This is a genomic window from Moorena bouillonii PNG (genome assembly GCF_001942495.1).
Classification (GTDB): domain Bacteria; phylum Cyanobacteriota; class Cyanobacteriia; order Cyanobacteriales; family Coleofasciculaceae; genus Moorena; species Moorena bouillonii.
Map to the genome: position 1 here is coordinate 7,926,902 of NZ_MKZS01000001.1, position 20,322 is coordinate 7,947,223.

The window sequence follows — 20,322 nt, forward strand, 5'->3', positions numbered from 1 at the left end:
TCGGGAATCGGGAATCGGGAATCGGGAATCGGGAATCGGGAATCGGGAATTGGGAGTTTTGAATCTAATTCCCCCCTTTTTTAAGGGGGGTTAGGGGGGATCTATGTACCTAATTTCAAAAGTGACATGCTCCCCGGCATACCGACATCAAATTAACTATAAAATAGGAGTTTTTTGTCTAGATTTTTAATAAAATTACTGGTCTGGTGGGCAGTGCCTAATACCAATTCAAAACCTCACAATCCTGTTGGTTCGCACTGCCCACCCTACATCTACATATATAGGTCTGGTGGGCAGTGCCTAATAACAATTCAAAACCTGAAAATCCTGTTGGTATCCACTGCCCAGCCTACATCTACTAGATTTTTAATAAAATTACTCCTCTGGTGGGCAGTGCATAATAACAATTGAAAACCTGACAATCCTGTTAGTACGCACTGCCCACCCTACATCTACTTCTTCCCACACTTCCCACCCTCCCCACACTTCCCACCCTCCCCACACTTCCCACCCTCTCCCTATCTCCCCTGCCGATAAAGCAAATCGATAATTGCCATGAGTTTTTCTTAAGTTAATAGATTTATTAATAAATTATTAATACTAAGTTAAAGGCTTATGTTTCTGGGGGTTGTGTCTTGACCATAGACTTAAGTAAATGATTTTAGTAAGATCATTAAATAAATCTAATGGATGTATTTGCAGTACAGTAAAAAGTAGTTACCTACATGTAATGTAACAATTACCTAAATGTAATTTAACAATGCAACTAACTAACCAAATTCACTTTCGTAACATTAAGGGGGATATTTTTGGTGGACTAACCGCCGCCGTTATCGCCCTCCCCATGGCTCTTACCTTCGGTGTCGCCTCCGGTGCTGGGGCAGAAGCTGGTTTGTGGGGTGCTGTATTAATCGGCTTTTTTGCTGCGGTATTTGGAGGTACTCCCACCCTAATTTCTGAACCCACTGGCCCCATGACGGTGGTGATGACAGCGGTAATTGCTAACCTTACCGCTGCTAATGCAGACAACGGCTTGGCTATGGCTTTTACCGTGGTCATGTTAGCCGGAATTTTTCAAATTCTGTTTGGCTTTCTGCGCCTAGGCAAATACATTACGTTGATGCCCTACACCGTCATTTCCGGTTTTATGTCGGGTATTGGCATCATACTAATTATTTTGCAAACTGCTCCTTTCTTGGGTCAAGGTAGCCCTAAAGGTGGCGTCATTGGCACAGTTACTAGTTTGCCCGAACTGATAGCAAACATCAACCCGATTGAAACTATTTTAGCTGTTTTGACGGTAGCAATTCTTGTTTTGATGCCCCGCAAATGGAAACGCATCTTACCCCCCCAGTTGGTAGCATTAATTCTGGGAACAGTTTTGTCTTTGGTGTTTTTCTCTGGAGTAGAGATTCGCCGTATTGGGGAAATTGCTGTTGGTTTGCCTAATTTGCGTCTACCGGTGTTTACCACTCAACAGTTACAATTAATGGTGGTTGATGCTTTGGTGCTAGCTACACTGGGCTGCATTGATGCATTACTAACGTCCCTGGTGGCTGATAGTTTAACCCGCACCGAACATGATTCTAATAAAGAGTTGATGGGTCAGGGTTTAGGTAATTTGGTATCCGGTTTATTTGGCGGTATTCCTGGGGCTGGCGCAACCATGGGAACTGTGGTTAATATCCAAGCCGGGGGTAGGAGTGCCCTTTCTGGAATCGCCCGTGCTTTAGCATTACTAGTAGTTGTGCTGTGGGCTGCCCCCCTCACCAAAAGTATTCCCCTTGCTGTTTTGGCTGGTATCGCCCTCAAGGTAGGTATTGATATTATTGACTGGGGTTTCCTCAAGCGTGCCCATAAAATTTCTTGGAAAGCATCCCTGATTATGTACGGGGTGATTTTACTGACTGTTTTTGTTGACTTGATTGTGGCCGTGGGAGTAGGAGTATTTATTGCCAATATCCTCACCATTGAGCGTCTTAGTGCTCATAGAGCAGACAGTGTTAAGGCGATTACCTATGACGATGAGGAAATTCAGCTTTCCCAGGAAGAAAAAGTACTATTGGATCAAGGTGACGGTCGTATTGTACTGTTTCATCTCAGTGGACCGATGATTTTTGGGGTTGCCAAGGCAATTTCCCGTCAACACAATGCCATTGAAGGTTTTGATGTACTGATTCTGGATTTCAGTGATGTACCTATTTTAGGTGTTACCGCTACCCTAGCTTTGGAAAATGCTATTCAAGAAGCCTTAGATAAAGGTCGTCAAGTATTTATTGTAGGGGCAGCAGGCAAAACCAGAAAGCGCTTACAAAGCTTGGATATCTGGCATAAGATTCCAGCCCAAAACCTAGAAGTTAGTCGTTTAGAAGCACTGCGGTTGTCTCGTACGATCGTGAATAACTATCAAAATTATGCACCAAGTCAGGCACAAGCTAATTTTGATTTGTCAGCTGATATATAAGTTTTGTTGTAAGCATTTATAGCTTTGGCTTAAAAAAACTTGAGTTCGATAACTGATCAATCACCTTTCCTTAATGGTTTCCAGCTTTGGCTTAAAAAAACTTGAGTTCGATAACTGATTAATCAGCTTTGCTAATTGATTAATCAGCTTTTCCTTAAACAAACCTGATTAATCAATTAGCAAACGTTACAAATGAGAAAGAATTTGCGTTAGTTACTTAATCCGTAGTAATAATAGCACTGAAGCGTTGAATGTTTAAAACGTTCAACGCTTCTGACTTTTTGATACCTTTTGATAGTTGTTTAGTTAACAAAAATAAAAATTATTTAAAATAAATTAAAATATCGACGTCTTGCATAAATAGCCAACAACAGGGTGATAAGTACTATAGCGTTTATAGGATTTATGAGGTACGCTTCTAAACCTCAAAGTCCCCCTTGATAAGGGGGATTTAGGGGGATCTATTTGTACCTCATAGCATAGAGTGAGCCGTAGTGAGCCGTAGGGTGGGCAGTGGATAAGACCAATTGAAAAGCTGACAATCGCTTTGCTAGCCACTGCCCACCCTACCTCAACGTTTGCCTCTTGCCTTGCCCTAATATTCCCAAAACATTTTTACTGACATGATTGCTCAAGAATTTGATGAGTTTTACCCCTCCCGTCCAGTTCTGAGTGTAGTCTCTGGAGTAGACTCAGAATCAGAGTTAGCTTGGATACAAGCAAAAGAGTCTGCTGATCAAGTTGTCTTCAAAAATACAGGCAAACATCTCAGTGACATTGAAACCAAAGTACTTCAGGGTTCCTGGGAAGGGAAAACCTATGAGCAGATCGCCAATAGGTATGGCTACAGTGCTGAGTATCTTAACAAAGATATCGGCAACAAATTATGGAATAAGCTGTCAGAAGCCTTAGGAGAAAGGGTTACCAAAAATAGTTTCAAACAAGCACTGAAAAGAGCATGGAAAAAGTGTCAAAGTAAATCAGTTAGCACTAATAGAGAGCAGCAACCATCTGAGCCCCTAACAACGCTACCATTTCCGTCGGGTTGGGTGGCCCTGGATTCACCTCTTTATGTGGACCGAGACAGCATCGAATCTCTCTGTTACGATACCGTTATTATGCCTGGTTCCCTGATTCAGATTAAAGCACCAAAGCTAATGGGAAAAACCTCCTTAATGATGAGGATTCTAGCTCATGCTCAATCCCAGGATTTTCAAACGGTGTATTTAGATTTGAATAGTGTAGACCGAGCCATTTTAACGGATTTAGATAAATTCCTACGCTGGCTCTGTTTGAAAGTTGGTCGGCAGTTAAAGTTAGACAATCAGTTAAATGATTATTGGGATACAGAGATTTTGGGTAGTAACGATAACTGCACAGTCTATTTTGAAGAGTATTTACTGGCAGAAATAGATTGTCCCCTAGTCTTAGCATTGGATGAAGTCGATCGAGTTTTTCCCTACCCCGAAGTAATAGAAGACTTTTTAGGGATGCTGCGCAGCTGGCATGAGAAAGCCAAGATTTCAGATATCTGGAAGCAACTGCGGCTAGTGATAGCACATTCTACCTCAGGGGGTGACAAGCGCTCTTTAAAATCTTACAGGGGTTAGGTTAATGGGGTTAGGTGTTAGGTAAAATTGCCCTGGCGGGATGGATTGATTAAAACTATCATTGACAAAGTATGCGTGAAAATTGCTTCAATTGCTGGGAAATACAAATGACACCGATGCGCTCATTTTACCCAATACCTAAAACCTAAAACCTAACACCTATATAGGTTTGAGCTTTGTTGTCACCCCGTGAGACATTCTACAGAAGTTTATATTCCCTTGGACTTAAATCAATCTTCCTTTAACGCTGGGATTCCAGTAGAGTTGCGAGAGTTTGACCAACAGCAGGTAAAAAATTTGGCTCAGCTCCATGGACTAAATTGGGAGAATGCCCAGATAGAGAAATTAATGACAATGGTATCTGGTCATCCCTATCTGGTACGGTTAGCGATGTATGAAATTGGCTCTGGCAAGGTAACATTCCAGCAGTTGTGGCAAGATGCACCGACAGAAGCAGGTATTTATAGCAACCATTTGCGGCGACATTTAGAAACACTGCAACAATCACCAGAGTTGCTTCAGGCCCTCAAGAAAGTTGTCACGTCATCCGAGCCAGTGGAACTAAATCCCATAGAGATTTACAAACTACACAGTATGGGGTTGATAGAGCGACAGGGTAACTATGTTCTCGCTGCAATTTGTATCGGGAATATTTTTACCAAGTTCTAGCTTTTAGGTAAGCATCTGCGCTACGCGCACGCTGCGCGAACAGCTGTCAGCTATCAGCTAATGAAACAGCAAACATGAATGGCAGATATTTTTGGTAATAGCAATCCTAATGTGCTACCTGGCACAAACAACAGCGACAGAATCTTTGGTTTGGGTGATGATGATCAACTGCGTGGTGGAGGTGGATACGATCGGCTATTTGGCGATCGCAATGCTCCAGGAGAGCAGCCTATAATTATTATCCCCGGAAATGACACCCTTTGGGGAGGTGGCGGCACTGACGAACTGTTTGGCGATGCTGGTAATGACTTCCTCGATGGTGGCAATGACGATGACTCCCTTGAGGGTGGCATAGGTAATGATACTCTGCTTGGGGGTGATGGCAATGATACTCTCGTTGGTGTTAATCCCTTGGCAATAACACCCGGTTTTGATGAGATTGACTCCCTAACTGGTGGTTCTGGAGGAGATCTATTTGTGCTTGGTGATGCTAATCAAGCTTACTATGACCATCTAGGCGAGAGTGATTTTGCTATCATCACAGATTTGAATCTGTTTGAGGATAGTATTCAACTCAACGGAAATCCTGCTCGCTATGAATTGCAAGAAGAAACCGTCATCCTTGATTCTGGAGATGTGATTCAGGGACTAGGAATTTACGCTATCCAAGAAAGTTCCGGTTCAAATGATTTGATTGGTTTGATAGAAAACTCCCCCATAGGTCTGGATTTGAACGATTCTGTATTTAATTTCGTTTAGTTTCTATTGAACCAAACTTGATAGAGTGCGGTCTGAACTTGACTCAGATCGCCTCTTTAAGCACAACAGAAATCGATGTTGCCAGAATTTAAATTCTAGGTTCGCTGTCAATCATATCATCAATTTTTTCCAGAAAACTGTGTCTATTTCCATTAGCTTTAATCGCATTTTCTGAACCACCATGAATATTGGCTAGTAAATTATAGCGTTTCTAGGACTCATGAGGTACACATTATTTTTTACTTCTTCCCTCTTCCCTTCCCCTCCTGGGAGGGGTTAGGGGTTGGTTCCTCTTTCTTCTTCTCTGCTCCCTGCTCCCTGCTCCCTGCTCCCTAAAAACCAGAAATTTGTACCTCACAAGTTGTATAATTGCTATATACAACTTGTGAGGTACTCAAGTACAAACCGTTATAATAGATTCAGGCGGTTCCGGTAAATCCCTGTCCGACATTCATCTCGCCATTGATCAGGCAGCATTCCATCGGAGCATCCTGTCGGCGGAATGCTAAAAAAAGCACTACTCCCATCACTCCTCTAAACAAAATCTAATGTCTGGTAACTCACCCCCACTCATTCAAACCCTCACCCCAGAGCGTTGGGCAGGGTGGAGCATGGACTTTATCGGGGCAGGCTATATTGCTTTATTTGTCAAAAATGGTCGGTGTGTGCGGGTATGGAAGCCAGGGCGTCATGTCAGCTTCGCCCTACCCTGGCTAGAAAAATGTGAACTGCTCCTAGTAGACAGCAAACTCCGGCACTTGCCCATTACCTCTCAAGGAGACTTTCTATCCCGCGATCAGTATCTTGTCAATGTCTCTTTGAATGTAATGTATCAAGTGGTAGATGCCAAACGAGTTGCCCTAGAAATATCTGACCCCATTGCTGCCTTAACTAGTGCCGTTAAAGATAGCTTAGGAGTAGCAATTAGTCACCTAAGGATGGAACAGTTAACCAATCAGGGACGGGTAGACGTCCGACAATATATTCTCGACCATGTTGACGTTTACTATACCGTAGGCTTTTCCATCGAAGATGTGCGAGTCAGTGACATCAGCTTTCCTAACACACGGGGGATAATTCGTCAAGTCGAAGGGATGAGTGCTCGACAGGAAGCAGAACATGAAGCCGTCCTAAAAATGCAGATTGCCAATGCTGGTCGCCCAGAACTCTCCCCACCACCAATCCAGCAAGTCAATATCCTCCCTGGTGGAGAAGCTAACTCTAAACACTCTATTGTCAATCAGGAAATACCTAGGGCTACAATTCCAGACGAATCAGCCGCCACACCCAGTCTGCCCATTCGCGATCAACCAGTACTTGCCCCAACCGTACTTTTTTCCAATCCTACCCCAGCAAGCAAGGGGCGTTTAGTAAACCGTTCATCCGGTGCCATCATTGTTTTGTCTGCTAATCCTTTCACTATTGGCAGAGAACCCACGAACACCCTAGTGTTAGAAGATGCGATGTGTTCTCGCAACCATGCCCAAATTCTGCAAATTCCAGAGCCTCAGGACAAAGTGCGCTATCAAATCATTGATGTAGGTAGTTCCAATGGTACTTTTGTGGACCAACAGCGGCTTACCTCCCATCAACCCTTTTCGCTCAGTGCAGGAAATGTGATCCAGATTGGTAATCAGGAATGGACTTTCCAGTTACCTTGAGCAGTTGATCCGCATCTAATACTCTACGAGGTAGCATTACCGTAAAGGTAGTGCCAAGACTGATATCACTGTTTAGACTAATTGTCCCGCCATGGATATCGACACATTTTTTGACAATAGCTAACCCCAGTCCACTACCAGAAATATTTTCTACATTCGAGCCTCGATGAAAAGCATTAAACAGATTATGTTGGTCTTTCCTCGGAATGCCAATCCCATCATCACTCACCTCAAAAATAACTTGGTTATTTTGACAGGCAAACTTAATCAAAACCTTACCTCCATTAGGGGAATACTTGATAGCATTATCAATCAGATGGGTAAGGATTTGTAGTAGCAGCTTAGAATCAAACAACGGTCGCCCACACTGTTGATCAATTTTTAAAATCAGGCGATGTTGCTCACCATAGTTATGTTGCATGTCATCCACTAGATCACGCACAAATACCCCTAAATCCAAAGGAGTAGGCTGAAACTCTAGTTGTTCAAATTCTGCCTTATTAAGGAACATCACATTACCCATTAAGTCCGTTATCCGTTGAACAGCTTCTCGGATCCGTTGAAAATGTTGGCTTTGCTTAGATTTATCCCATCTATGGCAGTAAGCTTCCAGGAGTTCAGAACTGGAGAGAATGCTGGTCAAAGGCGTGCGGTACTCATGGGAAATGGCTATGATCATCCGAGATTTAAGATGATTGAATTCTTGTTCTTGGGCTAGAGCTTTGCGTAGCTGAGCTTCTAATTCTCGCAGTTGCTGGTTTGCCTGTTGTAGATCAGCAGTGCGTTCCGCTACCCGTTCCTCTAAGTATAGATTTTGGTCTTCTAGTTGTTTGGTCAGGAAATGCAGTTGTAAATGCACCTTGAGACGGGCTAACACTTCTTCAGTCTGAAACGGCTTGGTGATGTAATCTACAGCCCCCAGGGACAAACCTTTGATCTTATCAACCGTGTCATTCAAAGCAGTCATAAAAATCACTGGGATTTCATTAGTCGCCGGATTAGATTTCAGTCGGCGGCAGGTTTCAAAACCATCCATTCCTGGCATCATGACATCTAACAAAATCAGATCTGGTGTTGCATATTCGCTCTGATCGATAGCCGTTTCACCATCAGTTGCTACCAAGATTTCCCATCCCGAATTGGCGATCGCTTCTGACAACACTTTCAGATTCGTGGGATTGTCATCAACGATCAAGATAGTGGCTTGATCAACTTTATTGATAGTCATGGATTTACCCCCTGAACGATTTGATAAATTCCCGAATTTGCTTAACCTGAAAGCTAGTTGCTAATTGCCTTAACTCATTGGCAAAAGGCCCAAATTTTTTATCTCTCTGTTCCAGTTCAAGCACAGTTTTCTCTATGCCATGGATATTGCCTCTTTTTGCCAATTCAAATAGCTTTTCAATTACCTCAGCTGGTGGAGGTAAAATTTCATCTGTCTCCAGTGGTAAATTTTCGGTATTTATACTTTCTAGATGATTATTGGCTTCATAAAACCAATCAATTTTTAAATATTTTTGTAACTGATTAAAAAGATAATCCATGTTAATTGGCTTAGATAAGAATGCATCAGCTCCAGCCTTTATACTGTTTTCTATGTCAGTTTCAAAGGCACTAGCAGATACAACCATAATCACTACATTTGGCAGTTGTTGTGATTTTCTAATAGCACCGATCATTTCCAATCCATCCATAATTGGCATCACAATGTCTGTCAAAATTAAATCGGGCTTAATTTCTGTTGCTTGCTGATAACCTTCTTTCCCATTACTTGCTTTAAAGCAACGAAATCCAATCGACTCTAGTAGGTTAATGAGTAACGAGCGATTGTTGAGATGATCATCCACTATTAAGATGGTTGGAGGTTTACCTTTAATGCCAACAATATTGCTGCTGTCTACGACTGTTTCTTGCTCCAGGGATTCCGTAGCAGTTGCTAGTTCCAAATCTAGCCAAAACTGACTTCCCTCACCTAAGGTACTATCTACTTTTATTTCACTCCCCATTAGGGAGATAAGTTTCATACTAATTGCTAATCCCAAGCCAGTGCCTTCTGACTGTTTTTTAGTATCTCCTACCTGCTCAAACGGCAAAAAAATATTTTTCAACTGTTCTGGAGTCATCCCTACACCAGTATCTTCAATTTTAAATCTGATTGTTTGGGAACGGTCACCATTCAATGATGAACCGATTAAACTTACTTGAAAGGTCACACTTCCAGTATCGGTAAATTTAATCGCATTACCCAGTAAATTAATTAAAACTTGCCGCAGGCGTTTTTCATCCCCATAAATTGCCACTGGAAGCTGAGGATCGGCATGGTAAATAAACGATATACTTTTTTCCTGGGCACGAATCCGACAAATTTCTACCACGCCCATTAAAAAAAAATGAAAATGAATATTATTTTTGTGCAGATCTAGTTTCCGAGCTTCAATTTTAGATAGGTCTAAAATATCATTAATTAAAGTAAGCAAATGAGAGCCACACTGGTGAATAATACCGATGCCATCCAGGTCTGATTTACTTATATTCGAGGAGCGTTTGAGGATTTGAGCATACCCCAAAATGCCATTGAGGGGAGTGCGTAGTTCATGGCTCATGTTAGCCAAAAATTCGCTTTTTGCCTGGTTAGCCACATCAGCAGCTACTTTGGCTTTTTCTAATTCTTGGGTGCGCTCTTTAACTTTGACCTCCAAAGTGCGAGAATAATCTTGCAATTGTTGGTTAGCTTGTTTCAATTGCCATTGATTGTGGGTATTAGTTCCTAAAATTGCCGATAAACCTAGAGCCATTAATGGGGAAATTACAGGAATCCACCAACCTGTTATAAACACTAAATAGCTACCACCGACAATCATGCCCCCTGTGATCAAAATACTCAGAATTAATTTGCTCAGGAGATGTTTTCTTAACCAGTTAGTCTCTGGTAATATCCAACTTCCTACGGCTCCGATCAACGAACAGCAAAAAATCCACAGCCCCTGTGCGTTAATAGACCATACTCGCAGCAGAACTCGTCCATCAAGTGCTGAACTCAACATCTGGCTGGCGATATTGGCATGAATAACGACACCAGGCATTTCCTGAACGGTAGAGCTCACACTGCTATCATAGGGAGTCGGAAAAATGTCGTTAAGGCTCGGTGCGGTCATACCAATCAAAACAATGCGATTGTACAACTGCTCCGGCGAAATTCTATTGCTCAGAACATCACTGATTGAAACTGTATTGAAGCGCTCCTGGGTGCCACGGTAATTCAACAATATTTGGTAGCCTCCAAGATCTGCACCTTGATAACCAGCATTTTTCTGGGTTAGATTGAAAAATGTTGCTTGACCTAATTGGTAAGATTCGCGCCTCCCATCGATTTTTTTGAGATTGATCCCTTTGGCTTGAAGATACATCAAGCTCAATCTAACCCCTAAGGTAGGTATATCCTGACCGGATTGATCTGCTGCTGATATCAAGCTTCGCCTTACTTTACCATCCCCATCTAGCACCAAATCTGCTAGAGCAACTTGATCTCGTTGTGCTAAGGTCGGAGGTGGTGCAACTCTTTTATCCCTCAGCACGGACTTCACTCCAATCAAGTTTGGTGTGGACTTCATCACCTCAACCAACTCCTGATAACCAGGTTCCACTGGAAAATCGCGATAAATATCCAGACCAATAGCTTGAGGCCGGTGTGCTTTAATTTTTTTGATTAACTCAGCTAAAACAGCATCAGAAATCGGCCATCCTCCAAGTTGAGTCAGATCCGATTCATCAATGGTGATAATCATATCAAATCCGGCTAATCAGTTATCGCAAACGTTGTTTTAGGCCACCAATGAAAACAAGTCAAACCACTAATAAATTTTGGCTGTTCCATTAAAACTTTCAAGCGAGTAAGCAAAACTTCTTCTAACTCTGAGGTCGAAAAATCTATTGACTATCGGTTCATTGGTTAAAGGCCACAGTCTTTCTGCGGGCTGCAATTCGGGAGAGTATGATGGCAATAATTCTAAAGGTGCGCTTTCCGTTGGCGAATTAAATTCGCCACGGGTCGCACCTAAATGTATTCCTTCAGGAATTTTCAAAGATTTAGTGGTATGCCATCTAGCTCCATCTAAAACTAAAATAACTTGTCGGTTTTTTCCCAATCCAAAATAGGTAGCAAAATCCTCTAAAACTTTACTAAATATTGTACTATTGACTTTCGGTAATACCCACCAGTAGGTTTTTCCGGATTCAGGACAGACAAAGCCGTACAACCACACCCATTTATATTGCCACTTGATTTTTGCGATCGGAACCTCAAACCAAGGTATCCACACCTTTCTATAAATCGGCTTTAATCCAATCCGATGTTCGTGGCTTTGCCCAAAGTTCAACAAACGAAGTCGGGATACTTTTGTTGTAATTCTTTTAACTGACCAGTAATTTTTATTTTCCAACCTTCTTGTTCAATCCGGTCGGCTTGTTGATTTTCCGGTCGAGGCACTCTTAAACGATATTCCATCGCCTTCAAATATTCCCAACCTCTTTGAGGTGAAACGGGACGTTCTAACAAATCACTCATCAAATCCGCTACTTTTCTTCCGTTCCATAATCCACCATCATAAGCAGGCTGTTGTATTATTTGTAGTAATTGTGCCGTTTGAATTTCATCTAAAAGCGGTTTGGCTCCTGGGTTGTTTTGCCTGCGTTCGCGTAGCGTGGCCACAGGCCAATCGCCTAATCCTTCTATTCCCAAGCGATTATAGCGTCTAGCCAGTTCTGTGATCCATTGCACTGAGTATCCTGTTGCGTGCGCAACTTCTTCGGTTTTTTTCCCACTCGCTAATAACCACAGAATCTGATACTGACTTCGGGCGACAGAATTTTGGGCTTCCCGATACTTTGAGTACAGTTGGTTGACACAAGGCGTGAGGAACTATTGTGATTCTTCTTGGCATCGGTGTATATTGCTTACGCTTTGTCCACTTATACGTTTATTATACAACCGGATTTGATATCACAATGCGATTATCAATGTCTTCAACCGGACGCAGGCGAAAAAATTGATCCAGGGTAGCCCACTCCAGTAGCTGGAACCATCCTGCCGTATCCAAAACAGTGACCAGTGCAGCCACAACGGGAGCTATTATCAGTACAAAGCGCCATTGCTTCAAACGCTCTTTAAAGTGAAGCCACATTCCCCTTAGTCAATCTCTAATCTAGGTCAGGTGTGTTCTCTACCAACCTTAGTGAGAAGCCTATAGGCGCTTCTATTGGTTGGCAGGATTCCAGGAATAGCATCGACCGGTAGAACTGCTTTTGTGGTGAGTCACTAACCCGTCGATAACTTACCTACAGAATTCCCAGTAAATCCTGACTAAGTAACAGTCTTGAGAAAACAAGCAAAAAAGGGAGAAAAATTGAGCTTGCCCAATTGTGGAATGATTGAGGCTAATTGGTCATGGATAATTGCTAACTGACTCAACTATACCAGGGTAAGCGCAAGAATCAATAAGTCGTGGCTTACCCTCGAAAAAAACCGCTTCATTCTCAACAAATAAACTCTATTGCGATTAAATTTATACGAGATTATAGGGGTTTCGAGCGACGATCAACGAATATCCAGCCAATGCACATTATGAGCCATTTTTTCTTGCGCTTACCCTGTCAACTATACTTGATTGAGTTTCTTAGTTCAGCTATTGACAGGATAGGACGGAATCAATTCCGTAAGTTGTTTTAAGCCCCATCTTAAACCCCTGGTTTTCAACCAGGGGTTTAAGATGCGATATTTTTTGGAGTTATCACAAATCAGCTGCTAACTAACCCCTTGATCCAGATAGGATTAAATCCTTGCTTTATAAGGATTGCAGGATAATAGTTGATGGTATGATGTTCAGATATTTATAGTTTATTTATTGAGCAACGGCTGGTTAGCGATCGCAGTTAGTCCTTGTGATTGTAACAGTTCTTCCCAATGGGAGAGATAGACTGAATTTTTTGGTTCAGCTCGCCTTAAATCAGCGAGGGTAGAGACAGTATCGACCCAAATGCCTGATTCAGCCAACAATGAGGCTTTTTTCAGTGAGGCTTTTAATGTCTTCTGATTCATCAAGGTAGAATTGGCTTCAACTCGACGAACCCATCCAGTTACCTCAGGACTATCTGGTTCTAAATACTCCCCACAAATCATCACCAAAGACCACTGGTAATTCTTACCGACCTTTAGTGGTGGAGCCTGAGGTGGTAATTCAACCGCCATTACACCTGGCTGATTAGGCAGACGTATAAAGGTCTGGTAATGATGGTTTCGCTGTTCATCCTCGAAACTTAAAAAAGCTTCTTTAGCTGAAGTCTGAGGAACATATACCAGCAAAGTTGGACGTTCTGCCACCGTTAAGCCCACATTAGTAGCTGGCATCAGCGGTGTGACTGATGAAGTGGTGGTTTTAGAATCAGAGAAACAAATATCTTCACCCCGGGAAGCTCCACCCCTTCCCGTCTTTGGTGCTGGATTCTTCCCATTTTGGAACATCACCGCCTGACTTGGCAAACTGTGGATTAAAGTCATTCCTAGGAATAGGAAAGTAAAACAAAGTGGTAATCTCACGGTTAATTTGTTTGATTTCATAAAATATTTCCTATTGCTGCAGGACCTTCTTTATGATTATTCTGGGCACAGAAAGCAAAGCAGATATAGCAGAAGTCAGAAGTCAGAAGTCAGAAGTCAGAAGTCAGAAGTCAGAAGTCAGAAGTCAGAAGTCAAACTATTGCGCTTACTTAGGTTTGATACTTTTGTGATGTCCTAACTGCCCTGGCGACTGCTAGAATTTGCCGCTTTCTAATTTTTTTTTTGAGGGTTGCTATAAATTTCAATATAAACGCCTAATGTTTGCGTTCATGTTTGTTTTATGTTTTATTTCTAGTATGTTTTATGCCCAATTGTCCTCTAATAATGTGTTTGAAAAGTCCTTCGATTAGAGATAGAGCAATTACAACCAATTTCCCACTAACACAAAGGGAGCCCAATAGACAGGATGGTTGTATTCCCCTTTCAATAGCGCTAACTGAGCACGGCGCAACGCTTCAGCTTTAGTTACACCTGCTTGAGCCAGATACTTGTAAAATTCAGCCATCAGCTGAGCAGTAGATTCATCCCTTACTGCCCATAGGGTAGCTAAGGTACTGCGTGCTCCCGAACGTACTGCTACTCCAGCTAACCCCAACACAGCACGATTATCCCCTCTAGCAGTTTGGCAAGCACTGAGTACCAATAATTCAATTGGATTAGTGTCTTGTCTTTCTCTTGAGCGCAGTAGTGAATTAAATTGCCGGACATTAATTCGATCGTTCCAGGCTAAAACAAACGTCTCATCGGCAGTACTACTAAACTGACCGTGGGTTGCCAGATGCAATACTGGGAAAGGTTGTGCATCAACAGCGTTTTGGAGGTTGGTATCAGTAAACTCCTGATTCAAAAGTACTGTTGTGGAAATTTTTGACGAAATCTGGTCTAATTCTCGCTTTACTGCTGGCAAAGGCTTAAAACCTTGGCGACCCTCACTCAGCCCAGCAGTTATAGCTTGGATCTGTTTCGATTCAAGGGAACGTGGATCTAAAAGCTGCAATCCTGGACTTAGAGCTATGCTATATTTCTCGATAAGATACTGTTGACCATCATACAGAGCGGACATGGGTAAATTCCGCAAATAACCATCTAGTACAAATACTAGAGTGGTGATGCCGTGGTCTTCTAACTCAGATTCTGCAGGTTTAATCAGCAGATCATAAGCTTGCTGATAGAGCTTGAGACGTGCTGGCTCAGAAAAAGCTCTATTCAGGGATTGTCGCATCCGTCGGAGGAACTGCTTCAGCTCTGCTTGAGGTATATAACTTTGGTAGTGACGGAGGGCTTGTCCTGGCACAGAAACAATCACCTCTAACCGTTCTGGCAAAATAATAGGATATATAACTGCCGCTTTCTGGTCAATTTGGTCAATCTGCCTTGGTTGACCTTTTAAACAGGCTTCCTGGAAAAAGTTCTCTAATTCAGCTAATTGCAGCGATTCAATAACTTGCATCGCCTTTTTCAGGTGGTCTTGACTAATTTCCCCTGAGGCTTTTGCTTGGGATATCCCTCCTGGCTCAGGGGTGGTGACAGAAGGTTGCAGTAGTAATTCAACTAGCTCTCGATAGATCGGTTCAACAGTTTCAGTGAAAGAAAATTGGACATCTCGATTGATAGCGACTAAGTCTTTGCGCAGTGACTGGAGAGTTTTGACCGCTGAATCGTAGCTGCGATCGCTTCATTGATATCCCCCTGCTGTTTGTGCAGCCTCCCCAGTTGCCAAGCTGCACGAGCGGCAATATCTGAGGCATGATGACTTTGGGCAATCTGTAGAGCATTCTCTGTTAACCTCAAAGCTTCCGACCACTGCTGGGTTTGTTCATACAATGAACCTAACTGAGTCATGGCATAAGCTTGAGCTGTTGGATCCCCCAATTCCGTCGCTTGTTGCACTGCTCGTGCGAGAATTTTTGCGGCTTTTTGGATGGGTATAGGCACCCCTTGTGACTCTCTAGTGGAAGCAGCTGCCAACTTTGACAAGCTCTCAGCAAAGTTGACTGCAGCGTAGACTGTGGTTCGACTAGGGGGCTGCTGAGCTAGATTAGATTCAATGGCAGGCAATAGTGCGATCGCTTTCTTGTGCTGGTCTAGTTCTAGATAAAGGCTGAGTTGGTTGAGTTGGGCTTCAGTTTTAATTTGTGGGCTAGTTGCTTTTCTGAGCACTTGTTGGTAATAATTCAAGGCGGTTTCCGGCTCTTGTAAGTTCCTGGAAGTATTGCCCAAGCTGAAAAGAATGTCACTGGTATCGGTGGGAGAATCTAACTTCTGGGCGATTGCCAAACTTTGCTCTAAAACTTCCCTGGATGCGTGTACATCTCCCACTACTTGCAAAGCCACTCCCAAACTCCGCAATCCCTTGACTTTAAGCAGGGAATCATCTTGAGCTTGGAGCTTTTCATTGACAGCTTCTAAGAGTTTTCGCGATCGCCTGTAGAAGCCCATAGTTTGCAGGGCTTGAGCCTGGTTAATCTGGCTACCCAAGATGCCAACCTCATCCCCTACAGATTGATAGGTAGCTTCTGAGTCTTGCCAACTTTCCAGAGCAGATTCCGTTTTTCCCATAGCATTTCTGAGACTTCCCTGAATAGTCAGCGCTTGAGCCAAAATCGACCTTTCTTCCCTAAGTTGTAGACCCTGCAAAATCTTCAAACTTTGGTCAATAGCACTCTGGGCTTGCTCCCATTTTCCCAATCGTTGGTCAGCTAAGGACAGATAGCTCAAGCTCAAAGCTTGTCCCACTTCATCACCTTGTTGCTCAAAACCAACAGCTGCCTGTTGCCAGACAGCAGCCGCCTCAGCAAATCGTCCGGCTTCATAGAGAGTTTTGCCTTGCTCTAGCAACTCTGAACTATGGTCGGCGGGTTGTACCACAAGGGTTTGGGGATTAGAAATAGCACTAACGATTTCCTGGTTTCCACCGACCTTTAGTCTACTCCCCAGTACCGAATGATCAGGATGGGCTAGAGCAGGAACTACCATAGTCACTATAAAAAAGGTTAGTAATCCTAACCAGATAGTATAGTGAAGAGATTTGGGAAGCTTACCTAACTTGCTCATCATCTATGTCGAATAACCACCAGCAAATGTTCTTGGGCTCAAATAAATTTCTGGCATCTTAGTTATTAATTAGTTATTTTTAATTGATTATTTTTAATTAGCTGAATATTAGCCATGACCGGAACATAGTCTTCGCCAACATGAGAACTAATCGCGATTAGTTCTATAGTTCCCACTTTTCTAGGCAAGAGCGTCAAGCAAAAAACTGCTTAAAAATTGGGTTCGATTACCCATTACCTATTACCAGTTGGGTTAACGGGGGTATTCAACCCTGATCAGGTATGGCTATCGATGCTTGATCAACAGCTTTTGTGATAATATAGAGGTATATTGCGATTGGGGCTGTGGCTCAGCTGGATAGAGCAAGCGCCTCCTGAAAAATCGGGCACCATGGAAGAAATTCTGTGAGTGAATGTGGTCAAATTCGGTGAAACCTAAGGGGTATTTAGCTTATTGAGTACTCTAAGGCAATACCGAGCCAAGCCTGAATCTGTGTGCGAGTAATCGTCGAGGTTAAATCCAGGAAGGTGGAGAGACTAGACGGCCACCACCTAAGGGGTATTATCCTTAATGGGTATTATCCTAGGGTGAAGGTATAGTCCAGAGAGTGGGGAAACTCACACCAATCTGAAGCGCTAGGTCGCCGGTTCGAATCCGGCCAGTCCCGTTTTTAAGCTGTTAGCTATTAGGTAAGTTAACTACTTCTTCAATAACTACTTCAACACTTCTTCTCTACTGCAATACTTCTTCTAATTGGTGCTGCTCCCAAAGAAAGCGATAAATACCAGGTTGTTGTAGAAGTTCACCATGAGAACCAGTTTGGACAATTTCCCCTGCGTCCATTACCAAAATTCGGTCAGCCTTGGCCGCAGCTGAAAGTTGATGGGAGATAAAAATTACAGTTTTGCGCTGGACTCCTTCCGAGAGATTGTCCAGAATTTGGGTCGCTGTCTGATTATCCACACTGGAAAGGGCATCATCAAGAATCAGCACTGGTGCATCCATCAGCAGAGCTCTAGCTAAAGCAGTACGTTGTCGCTGCCCCCCAGACAGGGTTATTCCCCTTTCCCCAACAATTGTTTCGTACTGCTGGGGGAAATTCATAATTTCCGGGTGAATTTGGGATTGCGAAGCTGCGTATTCTACCTCTGAGTGTTCGCTGATTGGTATACCGTAGCAGATATTGTTTTTAATGCTAGTGCTGAACAAGAAGCTGTCTTGAGGAACATATGCGATCGCATTCCGCAAGTCCTGCAAGGGCAGCTTAGTAGTATCATATCCATCCAAAAACAGTTGACTAGCTTGAATATCCAGCAAACGAGGCAAGGCATTAGCCAGGGTAGATTTTCCAGAACCAATGGCTCCCACAATCGCTACTGTCTCACCTGCATTAATCGTGAAGCTAACATTTTTCAGGGCAGGAGTTTGGCTGCTGGGGTAAGTGTAACTCAAGTTGACAGCCTTGATCTGACCCCTTACTGGCGTTGGCAGACTAACCGAATCTGGGGCATTTGTAATCCGAGGCTGAGCCAATAGAATCGACTCAATACGATCAATACTCACTTCACCGCGTTGATAAGCAGTGATGGTAAACCCTAGCAGTGCTGTGGGGAAGACTAAACGTTCAGTGTAAATAATCAGCGCCACAAAGTCACCAATACTAATAGCACCGGACTCAATGGAACCAGGACCAATGCTTAACAGCACCAGTAAGCTGAGGTAGGTAAGAGCCTCAATTATTGGAAACAGAAAGTTTCGTGTTCTTGCCAAATTGAGATTTGCTACCAAAAGCTGCTGATTGAGTTGATGGAACGCACGACGCTCGTTTTCTTCCTGAGCGTATATTTTAATCATGGCGATACCACTCATATCTTCCTGAATCAGCTCACTGAGGTTAGAAAGTTTCTCCTGGACTACTTGTTGTTGGCTGCGCAGTTTCTCACTAAATAGCTTGACAGTGATCAACATCAACGGATAAACCGCCAGCGCGAAGAACGTCAACCACGGATCAATGGCAATCATAACCGGCACGGTCAAAGAGTAGGCAAACACCGTATTTGCCAGACTCAAAACTGCAAACCCCAATAGACGCCGAATATTATCCACATCACTGGTGGCTCGGTTAATCAAATCACCTATGGTGTTCTGAGAAAAATAGGCTGGTTCCAATGTCAGCAAATGCTGAAAAATCCGCTGCTTCAGGTCAAATTCAACTTTGCGCCCCACTCCAAACAATAGGATGCGCGAAACCATCCGAATCCCCCACATCAATGAGGTGAGTATCAAAATAAGCAGCACAAAGCTCCCGACTTGGTCGAAGCTCAGGGTTTGACTCAACTCGTCAATAGTATCCCTGATCAGTAAGGGGATATAAACACCAAGTCCATTGACAATAAGGAGGGCAAAAATACCTAGGGCTGACTGTCGCCAGTATGGGCGCAGGTAAAGCAGCAGTTTTTTTAGACGGGAATTCAGCATGTTACAATACTATACAATTCCCGTCCTGGTTACAATATTCAACCATACCCCTCCTTTAGGCTTAACCTTTCACCAAAAATCGGGGAGTAATTACCCTCAATGGAACCGCAGATCAGGATAAATCATCGACCCTTACTGACGGTGGGAGCCGAAGGTTGTATCAATTTACTTCCGATTAAACCAGAAACCCACACTATACCTGATCGGGTTCATGTGGGTAGTTAACATAAGGTCTATCTTTCAAGAAACATCTCTTGCGGTCGGCGATTCAAGTTCTGTGCTGGTAACTGGTCTTCCTCGTAGTTGGAAGTAAATATTGCTAAAGAAGCTGTTAATCACCTGGGTAGTTTGGTCAAGGGCTCCGATAGAAGGGATAAAAGCTTGGATGCCAATGGCTTGATTGGGTGGAACAAGTTGAGCCAACACAGCGTCCCTAGGGAAAGGACTAGCATTAGTAGTAAGCTGAATTGATTCCCCATTGGGAACAAAAGCAGTGAGGGTTTCCTCCTGCCACCCAATTGTTTTCGCCATTTGAACCTGAGGTTGGTTTTGAACGACTCCAGGCCCGAGAAGTTGAGCCAACCGATTAGATAGAAAAGGGGTACTGGCGACAAGCAAGACAAAAAATCCCGTCCAAATCAAGGTAGGTCCTGGTTTAGAGATGTTGTCACCTTTAATTCGCATTGCTCCTAGGAACCAAAGCAGAATTGCTAAGCCCAATGGTTGAAAGGGAAGTGAGAGAATTGTCCATATCGGTGAAACCAGGGCATTGGTTGGGGTGAAAAACAGCAGGACAATGATGGCAAAAACCAAAAAACCCCCAAGCCAGGTGAAATACTGTTTAGGGATGATTTCGAGCAGCAGCTTGGCGAGCAAAAATCCAAGCACTACCCATAGCAGGACTAGAAATAGTAGTTGCATAAGTGAATACCCTTGTAAGTTTTTGACCGTTAGCTGTTTGTTGTGGAAGTTTGATCCGACAACTCAACGTCCTATCCGGCTAGTCGTATT

General features: G+C 43.2%; 15 protein-coding genes. 6 read left to right on the forward strand and 9 right to left on the reverse strand.

All coding sequences use genetic code 11. The annotated features are described in order from the left end of the window. Positions 1–760: 760 nt before the first annotated feature. From bicA to BJP37_RS32380, 5 genes are all read left to right on the forward strand, one after another. A complete protein-coding gene (bicA, locus tag BJP37_RS32360) occupies positions 761–2,464 on the forward strand; it encodes a bicarbonate transporter BicA (RefSeq protein ID WP_075905156.1) in 1,704 nt (567 codons plus the stop codon). A gap of 623 nt (positions 2,465–3,087) precedes the next feature. Then, on the forward strand, positions 3,088–4,074 hold the full coding sequence (locus BJP37_RS32365; protein ID WP_229415356.1) for an AAA-like domain-containing protein: 987 nt from the start codon (positions 3,088–3,090) through the stop codon (positions 4,072–4,074). 189 nt (positions 4,075–4,263) lie between these two features. Continuing rightward, positions 4,264–4,743: an AAA-like domain-containing protein gene (locus tag BJP37_RS32370; protein WP_075905158.1), complete on the forward strand. Its 480-nt coding sequence runs from the start codon at positions 4,264–4,266 to the stop codon at positions 4,741–4,743. 78 nt (positions 4,744–4,821) lie between these two features. Continuing rightward, positions 4,822–5,502, forward strand: coding sequence for a calcium-binding protein (locus BJP37_RS32375; RefSeq protein WP_075905160.1), 681 nt, complete (start codon positions 4,822–4,824; stop codon positions 5,500–5,502). A gap of 548 nt (positions 5,503–6,050) precedes the next feature. Further along, positions 6,051–7,163: an FHA domain-containing protein gene (locus BJP37_RS32380; protein ID WP_075905162.1), complete on the forward strand. Its 1,113-nt coding sequence runs from the start codon at positions 6,051–6,053 to the stop codon at positions 7,161–7,163. Here the strand turns inward: BJP37_RS32380 and BJP37_RS32385 are convergent. The 8 genes from BJP37_RS32385 to BJP37_RS32420 all read right to left on the reverse strand — a co-directional run bounded on the left by BJP37_RS32385 (position 7,105) and on the right by BJP37_RS32420 (position 19,311). Then, positions 7,105–8,391, reverse strand: a complete 1,287-nt coding sequence (locus tag BJP37_RS32385; RefSeq protein ID WP_075905164.1) for an ATP-binding response regulator — start codon at positions 8,389–8,391, stop codon at positions 7,105–7,107. The two genes, BJP37_RS32380 and BJP37_RS32385, sit on opposite strands and share 59 nt — an antisense overlap. Positions 8,392–8,395: 4 nt before the next feature. Then, a complete protein-coding gene (locus tag BJP37_RS32390; protein WP_229415521.1) occupies positions 8,396–10,951 on the reverse strand; it encodes a CHASE2 domain-containing protein in 2,556 nt (851 codons plus the stop codon). Positions 10,952–11,017: 66 nt separating this feature from the next. Continuing rightward, on the reverse strand, positions 11,018–11,542 hold the full coding sequence (locus BJP37_RS45275) for a transposase (RefSeq protein WP_438941520.1): 525 nt from the start codon (positions 11,540–11,542) through the stop codon (positions 11,018–11,020). Continuing rightward, positions 11,539–11,943, reverse strand: coding sequence for a winged helix-turn-helix domain-containing protein (locus BJP37_RS45280; protein ID WP_438941521.1), 405 nt, complete (start codon positions 11,941–11,943; stop codon positions 11,539–11,541). Before BJP37_RS45280 ends, BJP37_RS45275 begins: the two co-directional genes overlap by 4 nt. A gap of 1,116 nt (positions 11,944–13,059) precedes the next feature. Next, positions 13,060–13,758, reverse strand: a complete 699-nt coding sequence (locus tag BJP37_RS32410) for a DUF928 domain-containing protein (RefSeq protein ID WP_229415522.1) — start codon at positions 13,756–13,758, stop codon at positions 13,060–13,062. A gap of 382 nt (positions 13,759–14,140) precedes the next feature. Then, positions 14,141–15,229 carry a CHAT domain-containing protein gene (locus BJP37_RS43065; protein WP_229415523.1) on the reverse strand — a complete coding sequence of 363 codons (1,089 nt, stop codon included), beginning with the start codon at positions 15,227–15,229 and terminating at the stop codon, positions 14,141–14,143. A gap of 167 nt (positions 15,230–15,396) precedes the next feature. Beyond that, positions 15,397–16,755: a tetratricopeptide repeat protein gene (locus tag BJP37_RS43070; RefSeq protein ID WP_229415524.1), complete on the reverse strand. Its 1,359-nt coding sequence runs from the start codon at positions 16,753–16,755 to the stop codon at positions 15,397–15,399. A gap of 810 nt (positions 16,756–17,565) precedes the next feature. After that, complete coding sequence (locus BJP37_RS32420) at positions 17,566–19,311, reverse strand: ABC transporter ATP-binding protein (RefSeq protein WP_075905172.1); 1,746 nt, start codon at positions 19,309–19,311, stop codon at positions 17,566–17,568. A 99-nt stretch (positions 19,312–19,410) separates the two neighbouring features. On the opposite strand from BJP37_RS32420, the gene BJP37_RS44145 reads away from it, so the two are divergent. Further along, positions 19,411–19,536: a hypothetical protein gene (locus BJP37_RS44145; RefSeq protein WP_269087103.1), complete on the forward strand. Its 126-nt coding sequence runs from the start codon at positions 19,411–19,413 to the stop codon at positions 19,534–19,536. Positions 19,537–19,551: 15 nt separating this feature from the next. Here BJP37_RS44145 and BJP37_RS32425 read toward each other — a convergent pair whose 3' ends face one another. After that, positions 19,552–20,232: a hypothetical protein gene (locus tag BJP37_RS32425; protein WP_075905174.1), complete on the reverse strand. Its 681-nt coding sequence runs from the start codon at positions 20,230–20,232 to the stop codon at positions 19,552–19,554. Positions 20,233–20,322: the final 90 nt, after the last annotated feature.